9 protein-coding genes are annotated in these 7,844 nt (G+C 31.8%); all 9 read left to right on the top strand.

Going from position 1 to position 7,844, the window contains the following annotated elements:
* The first annotated feature begins 92 nt into the window (after positions 1 to 92).
* Positions 93 to 467 (top strand): hypothetical protein, encoded by a 375-nt coding sequence (locus tag ACFQ1Q_RS02205; protein WP_386127539.1) that lies wholly within the window; start codon positions 93 to 95, stop codon positions 465 to 467.
* 582 nt (positions 468 to 1,049) lie between these two features.
* On the top strand, positions 1,050 to 1,916 hold the full coding sequence (locus ACFQ1Q_RS02210) for a hypothetical protein (RefSeq protein WP_386127541.1): 867 nt from the start codon (positions 1,050 to 1,052) through the stop codon (positions 1,914 to 1,916).
* Between the two features lie 124 nt (positions 1,917 to 2,040).
* Positions 2,041 to 2,580, top strand: coding sequence for a TPM domain-containing protein (locus ACFQ1Q_RS02215; protein WP_386127543.1), 540 nt, complete (start codon positions 2,041 to 2,043; stop codon positions 2,578 to 2,580).
* Between the two features lie 194 nt (positions 2,581 to 2,774).
* Positions 2,775 to 3,401: a toxin-antitoxin system YwqK family antitoxin gene (locus ACFQ1Q_RS02220; protein WP_386127545.1), complete on the top strand. Its 627-nt coding sequence runs from the start codon at positions 2,775 to 2,777 to the stop codon at positions 3,399 to 3,401.
* A gap of 159 nt (positions 3,402 to 3,560) precedes the next feature.
* The gene (locus tag ACFQ1Q_RS02225; RefSeq protein WP_386127547.1) at positions 3,561 to 4,265 is read left to right on the top strand and encodes a hypothetical protein; all 705 of its coding nucleotides are present in this window, start codon (positions 3,561 to 3,563) and stop codon (positions 4,263 to 4,265) included.
* A 139-nt stretch (positions 4,266 to 4,404) separates the two neighbouring features.
* The gene (locus ACFQ1Q_RS02230) at positions 4,405 to 5,676 is read left to right on the top strand and encodes a DUF6161 domain-containing protein (protein WP_386127549.1); all 1,272 of its coding nucleotides are present in this window, start codon (positions 4,405 to 4,407) and stop codon (positions 5,674 to 5,676) included.
* A 46-nt stretch (positions 5,677 to 5,722) separates the two neighbouring features.
* Entirely contained in the window at positions 5,723 to 6,529 is an 807-nt protein-coding gene (locus ACFQ1Q_RS02235; protein ID WP_386127551.1) for a hypothetical protein, read from the top strand.
* Positions 6,530 to 6,692: 163 nt separating this feature from the next.
* A complete protein-coding gene (locus tag ACFQ1Q_RS02240; RefSeq protein ID WP_386127553.1) occupies positions 6,693 to 7,379 on the top strand; it encodes a DUF6624 domain-containing protein in 687 nt (228 codons plus the stop codon).
* Positions 7,380 to 7,597: 218 nt separating this feature from the next.
* Positions 7,598 to 7,844: hypothetical protein (locus ACFQ1Q_RS02245; protein WP_386127555.1), on the top strand; the 247-nt coding region annotated here is incomplete at its 3' end.

Consider the following 7,844-nt stretch of genomic DNA (forward strand, 5'->3'; position numbering starts at 1 on the left):
TTAGCTTCTGATTTTCCTTCGGAAAATCCTCGCACACAAACACGCAACTTTCCTTATACATAAACGTTGGCAAACATTACAGAAAATTAAAGATGGGGCTCTTAAATAAGATTTTTAATTCTAAAACAATCCAACCTTCTCAAGCAATCAAAGAGGAAATTGAACAAGCAGTTATCATTCATTTTAAGTATGAAATTGAGGGAATGCAAAAAATTTATGAATTAAGAGATAAGCTTAAAGATATAATTGAGAAAAACAACTTGGGCGAATATGATGGACATGAAATTGCTACGGATTTTAGTGATGGCTTTTTATATATGTATGGACCAAATGCCGAATCATTATTCAACGGAATCAAATCGACTTTAGAAAAGACTGATTTCCTAAGTGGAGCAAAAGCAAAATTGAGATTTGGACCACCCGAAGATGGAGTTAGTGAAATCACTGTTAAAATAATCACAGAATAAAATTCAATCAAGGATATTTTTATTAATTAAAATGAAACAGAGAATTTGGGAATATCTTAAGAATAATAAGCTAATAACCTTATTAAATATTATTTTACTGGTAATACTATTATTTCCTTTTTATTACACTTATGGTAATATATTGGAATATGAAAGTTTACATTGGATTCCAATATATCTAGTTGAATCTACGGATTTCATCTTCTATATTCCATTATTAACATTAGCAATAGGATTTCAATTTGTTAAAAATAAAAAATGGAAAATATTACTGATTAAATTAATTGTAATACTCTCTTTTATATACTTTGTTGGAACGCTTTTTAATATATACTCCTCTTTTCAAGATTTCTATTATGGAATTGGACTTTTAATGATTTTAACACTTTTACCAATAACCATCGGAATATTAAAGGTGGAACAAAAAAGAATTAAATAACGTTTGCCAACAACGTATATAATTAATTGTTCGGTCTGTGTGTACTCGGAAAATTCCTGCGGAATTTTCCGTAGGTTCGTTTCCTTTTACTAACTTAGTTCCAGCCAACACAACTAATCATATACAATACCGTTGGCAATAATTTGAAAAAATCCGTTTACATATCGAACTTTCTGCTAATTCTATTGGTTTTTACTTGCGGGCAAAATTCATCTGAAAAAGAACTAATTGGAAATTGGCGTGAAATAGAAAATGAATACAGTACTTGGCATTTTTATCCTGACAGTTTAGTTCTGAAAATTCCAAGTTATCCCAACGGAATTTATGATAGAACAGAATGGAGTGCTAATAAATCTCAAATTGAATTTGAGCTTCGAGAATTTGGTATTGATTCGCTTGGAAATAAAATTGACACAATCAATAAGGTGTTAATTAATTACAATCTCTCTGACAAAAAAGACAGCCTTTTTGGAACTTTAAAGAACAATTATGGTGAATATAAATTTAGCTTGCTAAAAACCGAAAACTACATTGAATACTTAAAAAGAAAATTTGGAATCGAATTCACTTTACCTAAAAACGATTCGATTGAATTAAAAAGAATTGACCCAGTCTACGGAATGAAAATTTTTATGAATTTAAAGAATGATAATATCGTTGCGAAAACGGAACTGTCCAATTCTTTAAATACCATAGAAACTGATATAAAAGAATTTAAAAAGAAATTGGAATCTTATTTCGGAACCTATGATTTGCGCACAGAAAGGTTTTATTTGAGTGTTTACGCCGACAAGAAAATTCCAGATTCAATTATAACAGCAAATTTAGCTGTAACAGTCAAAAGCAATTTTTTTCTAAATAATAAATACGACGCTATTCCTATTCCAAGACCACCTAGAGATACACTTCCAATAAAAATCTTTAGAATTTATGACAGTGAACAAAAACAAAACATTGGATTGAGAAAAGCGAAAGAAATAAAAACTATTGCCAACACTGTGTATAATTAATTGCTTGTTAATCGATTACTTACGAAAATTCCGCTGGAATTTTCTATCTGTGATTTGTTTGCTAACTTAGTTGTTTAACCACGCAACTAATCATACACGAGAACCGTTGTACACAATACGAAAAATGAAAATCGGAACTAAAATATTAATCCTATTTCTGACATTAAATTTGCTTTCCTGCAAAGGTTCTGCACAGGAAACTGAAACCAGACAAACGACACCTGAATTTGACTTTTCGGAAAGGGGAAAAAGCAATTTTCCAAAACCGATTGGAATTATAAATGATTACGGACAAATCTTTACGGAATCGCAACGGACTGAATTAACCAAAATTCTTTATGACTACGACATTGAAACTACAAGGCAAATTGTAGTGGTAACAATTGACAGCATAAAACCGTACAGCAATATCCAAAAATACGCGACTGATTTAGGAAATGAATGGGGAATTGGGGACGCTGAAAAAAATAACGGACTGACAATCGTTGTATGCAATCCTTGTCGACAAATCGGAATGGCAACTGGATTGGGAACTGAATTGATTTTGACTGACGAAATATGCAAAAATGTAATTGACCAAACCATAATTCCTGAATTTAAAAATGGAGAATTTTATAATGGAATTAAAAACGGTGTGACTGAATTGATAGAAAAATGGAAATAAAAGTACTGTGTACAACAATGTATAACCGCAATTACGGCGGATTCGACTACGTCCGAATCCACTCGGAATTGCTAAAGTCAGTACTAAACCGAAAATTAACGCATATAAACCCGTAACTGACGGTAATACTAGACCGTTGTAGACCATTTGACCAAATCTCTCGGAACTGAATGAAAAATGTAATTCTTAAAATATTGATTCTAATCTTTATTACACTTTTTTTTGGATGTAAGGAAAAAGTAATTATTAAAGAGAACCAAAAAGTTTCTGAATTCGATTATGACAATGCTGGAATAAATAATGCTTTAAAATTCGTAGATAATTCATTTGGTGGAGAAACAGCAACAAGTGAAAACAGCAAAATAGAATCTGGTCAATATGCGAAATATAATGACGGAAAAATCAGTCCTTTTAGGATTGGAACTTGGAAAAAGTATTACCAAAACGGACAGCTAAAAGCAAAAGGAAATTACCTGATAGGAAGATACGTTCAATGTTGTTATTCTGGACATTGTGTAAGACATTATAATTATAAAGTTGGAAATTGGAAATACTACTATGAGGATGGAACATTGGAATTGGACGGAAATTATTCGATAAAAAAAATGTGGATAGACACCAATTGTGGTGGAGATTATATAAAATTCGGAATCCTTGATTCTGATGCTAAATTTTATGACATAAATGGAAATCGAATTAAAAGAGGTATTGATAGCCTAAAATTGGAATATGAAATCGGATATCCATTCACGCATCAAGAAATGCATTTGATTCCAGAAAAAGACAACGATACTATTATTAATATAAAACTGAATAAATAAAAACGGTCTACAACAACGGCTATAGTTCATTACGGCTGAAATTCCTAATCGGAATTTCAAGCCTTTTTGCTAAATTTATGGTTACGGCGGAATGATACTCGCGTACCATTCCGTAACGAAACCATAGCCAAAACCGTTAGCCACAAGCTGATAAAAACTTTGAGATACTACATTGGAGCATATTATTTAATGAAACTTCGTGATTCCAAATTTGGAACTTACGAAGGGAAAAAATTGCACACTTGTAGCACTTGTATCAACGATTCATTTTTTGACGCTTGGTCAATTTCGTGGGCGGAAGACGGAAAAAATATTAATGTAGAAACCAAATCGGACTTTAATCTTAATGACAAGCTGATTAAAGAAATTCAGAATTGGACTGACAAAAAAATGGAGGAAAACAAAATCGGCTGGATTTGCACATTTGCCGATTTAGAAACATTAACCGAATATAAAAGTTCATTTTTCCCTAAAGCAGAGAGTAAAATATTGAGTATCAACTTTCCCGAATCAGAAAGAGACGAACTATTAAATTTATTCAATCCTGAAAAGACAAGTTTTGGCGAAATTGGACTTTCATTAAATCTGAAAAAAGGAATTACAGAAAACAAAGACGAGCAGACTTTAGGATACGACTTAATCGGAATTGAAGATAGTAGTGAATTTCACAGTTTTCATTGCCACAATTTAGCAAGTGAACTAATTGAAAAGTTCGGAATTGAAATAAACGAATACGGACTGATTAGCGAAAATGATAAATGGACTGAAATGGTGGAATATATGAATGATGAAAAAAACGGATTTGAATCTTCGCCTTGGTTTTATGTGAAAGTGAATAAAGTAACGGAAAAAGCCAGTGGCTAACACCGTATAAAATTAATGGCTAGTTTTAGCCTATTTGGAAAATTCCTGCGGAATTTTCTCTGGCAAGTATCTGTTTACTAAATTAGGTGTTTAAACACACCACTAATCTTATACATCAACGTTAGCCACAAGCTGAAAAATGACAACAACTGAATTAAGAAAGAAAATTGCTGAAACTGAATTACCTGATTGGTTTAATTCAGCGACTGCCAATATCAGCTATCCTCATATTAACTTTTCGATTGAATTAGAAGGATTCAGCTCAATACATAAATGGCTTTCGCAACAAATAAGTGGCTGGGAGGAATTTAGTTCTTTACCAAACGAATTTGAGCAGTCTAAAAGGCATTTCGTTAACTTAAAGACCAGAATAGAGAATTTTATTAATTCTCATCACAATCAGACAAATTCAGGAAATTTAGATAGTTATTGGAGACAAGAATCAGGACAATTGTCAAGTAACTCTAATTTTTTCACTTCTGATTCACCGTATACAGCATTTCTGATTGATATACATCAGAATAAACCAGATAGTTTTCAAGGAGCATACTACTACGTTGTTGGCTCTTATCGTGCAAGTAACCGAAATGATTTTATCGGCTCTTTATTAGCTTATGAATTTGAGTCCAAAGACTATTCAGAAATTATAAACAGAAGGAGCAAAGAAAAAAGTTCAATAAGTAAACTGCGTAATAAGTTTCAAGAGCAACTTAATGAATCCGAGAAAGATTTAACCGAACACTTAACCAATGCTAATGCGGAATACACAAGTTATGTAGAAGCGATAGATACCTTAAAAAATAATAAAGAAACCCTAATTAATGATTGGTTTGAGGGGAATGATGAAAATGACGGAATAAAAAAAGAACTGATAAAATTTTTCGAGGAATCCAAAGGGAGAAGGGAGAATTTAGAAATTGCTTATGACAAAAAACTTGAGTTATCAAAACCTGCAAAATACTGGCAAACTAAAGCAAGAACCTATTTTAAGAATTATAAAACAGCTCGAACTATTTTAATGGTTCTAATTGGTTTTTGTGCAATATTATTGGGAGCAATTTTGATTGTTGCACCTGATTATATTTTCAAACAGGTTTTTAACGGAAACGAAGTTACTATTGTTCGTTGGTCTTTAATTTTTATTGCATTTTTAGCATTAATGGCATTTGCTATAAGAGCTGTAAATAAAATTATGTTCAGTTCTCTTCATTTATCACGAGATGCAGAAGAAAGACACGCTTTGACTTTCGTATACCTATCGTTGTTGAATGAACAAGGAACATCAATGGATTCAGAAGATAGGAAACTAATTTTACAATCTTTATTTAGTCGTTCAGACACTGGACTTTTAAAAGAAGATTCAGGACCAACAATGCCGAATGACTTTTTAAGCAAAATAATTAATAAATAGCCACAAAAGAAAAAAACAATATCCTATGGGGAAAATGAGTGACTTAATGATTGAAATTCAAGAAAAAGAAGCAGGAGAAAGAATTGCTAAAATCTTGGATATATCATTATTTGACCTTGTGGAATTGGAATATGAAATAGAAACGGACGAAAGTAAAGATGGCTTAATCTATAATTATAGAATTGAATTTTCGGAAGATTCACCTAAAGAGATTCTTGAAAAAATTAACAGATTAGAAGATGGACGCAGAGTTTATTTGGAACCTTGGGAGTTAGATTCAGAATATGATTATGATGAACAGTTTGATGCAATAACTCAAAATAAAGAATTTGTCAAAAAATATAAAGATGAGATTGCAAACTTGGAGGTTCTAACACACTTAAAAATGCCAGATGAAGTCCTCAAAGCTGTTTTAAATAGGCAAATGTTTATTGGAATTATCGGGACAATGGAAACATTTCTCGCAGATGTATTTATAAACCTGACTTTTGATAATGAAGAGTACTTTAGAAATTTCATTGAAACTCATCCAGAATTTCGAAAAAGAAAATTTGAACTTAAAGAAATCTATGAACAGTATGACAAGCTAAAGGAAACGGCAAAAAAAGTAATGCTTGATACGATATATCATAATTTACCCACAGTTAGAGAAATGTATCGAGACACTTTTGGAATTAAGTTTCCTAAAATTAAAGATGCTTACGAATATGTATTGAAAAGACACGATTTGGTTCATAGAAATGGAAAGACAAAGGAAGGTGAAATTGTAGTCACTGATGAAAAGGCTATTGATGAATTAATTAAAACAATAAATGAACTTGTATATGGCGTGGCTGCTGAACTCAAAATATAAAAGCCAGTGGCTAACAATGGCTATAAGTAATTGCTTGTTCTCGCCTACTTCTGAAAATCCTCGCGGATTTTCAGTTTGGTGCGTACTTGCAAAGTTAAGTGCTAACCCACGCAACTACTCATAGCCGAGACCGTTACCTACAAGCTGAAAAAAACATCGTGCAATGAACAAAGTTATTGGAATAATTATCTTTAGTTTTATATTTTTAGGATGTAAGGAAAAGAATACCGACAAAAATAAACCAGACCTAAAAACGGAGTTTAATCAAGAATTAGCTGATGAACTTGAGAGAATGGTAGAAATTGACCAAATTGTTGCTTCTAATGCTTTCCCACCTGAAAAATATTCTCACCTCACACAAGAGAAATGGGAACTATTTAAGGATAGTGTTTATCTGAAAAATCAAAAGCGAGCTAAAGAAATTCTTGATGAATTTGGATTTGTTGGTTTCAATTTAGCTGGAGAAAATGGTTCAAGAAATTTTTGGCTAATTGCACAACATTCTGACCACAATCCTGAATTTCAAAAAGAAGTTTTAGTTGAAATGAAAAAGGAAGTTGACAAACAAAACGCAATTTCAACTAATTACGGACTTTTAGTTGACCGAGTAAATCTAAATACAGGAAAAGCACAAGTTTATGGTACACAAGTGACCTACAATATGAACAATGGACAGGCATATCCGAAAAAATTAGCTGACAGTTTAAATGTTAATAAACGACGGAAATCAATTGGACTTGAGCCAATAGAAGAATATTTAAATGGAATGACGGAAATGCATTTTGAGATGAATAAAGAAAATTATTTAAAAAAAGGAATAACAAAACCGATACTTTACGAAACGAATTAAAACGAATAAAGCCTGTGGGTAACAACGTATATAGCTCATAGCTAGTCAGTTGCTTAATCGAAGATAAGGCATATTTGGAAAGTCGCCAAATTTTTAAATTTGACGATTTCCAAGAAAAAAGATAAATAGTAAAATTTAAAAATCTGGCTTGTGCTTAATCTGAAAATAATTTTCTAATTAACACGCTACGAGCCATATACAAGACCGTTACCTACAATTTGAAAAAACGTATCCTAATATTATTTTTAACTATACTTTCAGCTTGTAAACAAGAAAGTAAAATTGACAATTTCAATGGAATTTGGACTGAACCCGAATTGTCGGAACTGAATTCTATTGTTTCTGAATTTGACCGAATCTTAACGACTGAATACAAAACCGATTCCGAAAACAAAGTATATTTGGAATATTCCAATAACGTCCTTCAAAATCAAATCGTGCCGAATTTAAATGGAATGGAAAAAT

It is taken from the genome of Winogradskyella litorisediminis (assembly GCF_042675765.1).
GTDB classification, from domain to species: domain Bacteria; phylum Bacteroidota; class Bacteroidia; order Flavobacteriales; family Flavobacteriaceae; genus Winogradskyella; species Winogradskyella litorisediminis.

Coding starts and splice junctions, on each gene's coding strand:
- ACFQ1Q_RS02205 (WP_386127539.1), top strand. CDS start 93: ATGGGGCTCTTAAATAAGATTTTTAATTCTAAAACAATCCAACCTTCT.
- ACFQ1Q_RS02215 (WP_386127543.1), top strand. CDS start 2,041: ATGAAAATCGGAACTAAAATATTAATCCTATTTCTGACATTAAATTTG.
- ACFQ1Q_RS02230 (WP_386127549.1), top strand. CDS start 4,405: ATGACAACAACTGAATTAAGAAAGAAAATTGCTGAAACTGAATTACCT.
- ACFQ1Q_RS02235 (WP_386127551.1), top strand. CDS start 5,723: ATGATTGAAATTCAAGAAAAAGAAGCAGGAGAAAGAATTGCTAAAATC.
- ACFQ1Q_RS02240 (WP_386127553.1), top strand. CDS start 6,693: ATGAACAAAGTTATTGGAATAATTATCTTTAGTTTTATATTTTTAGGA.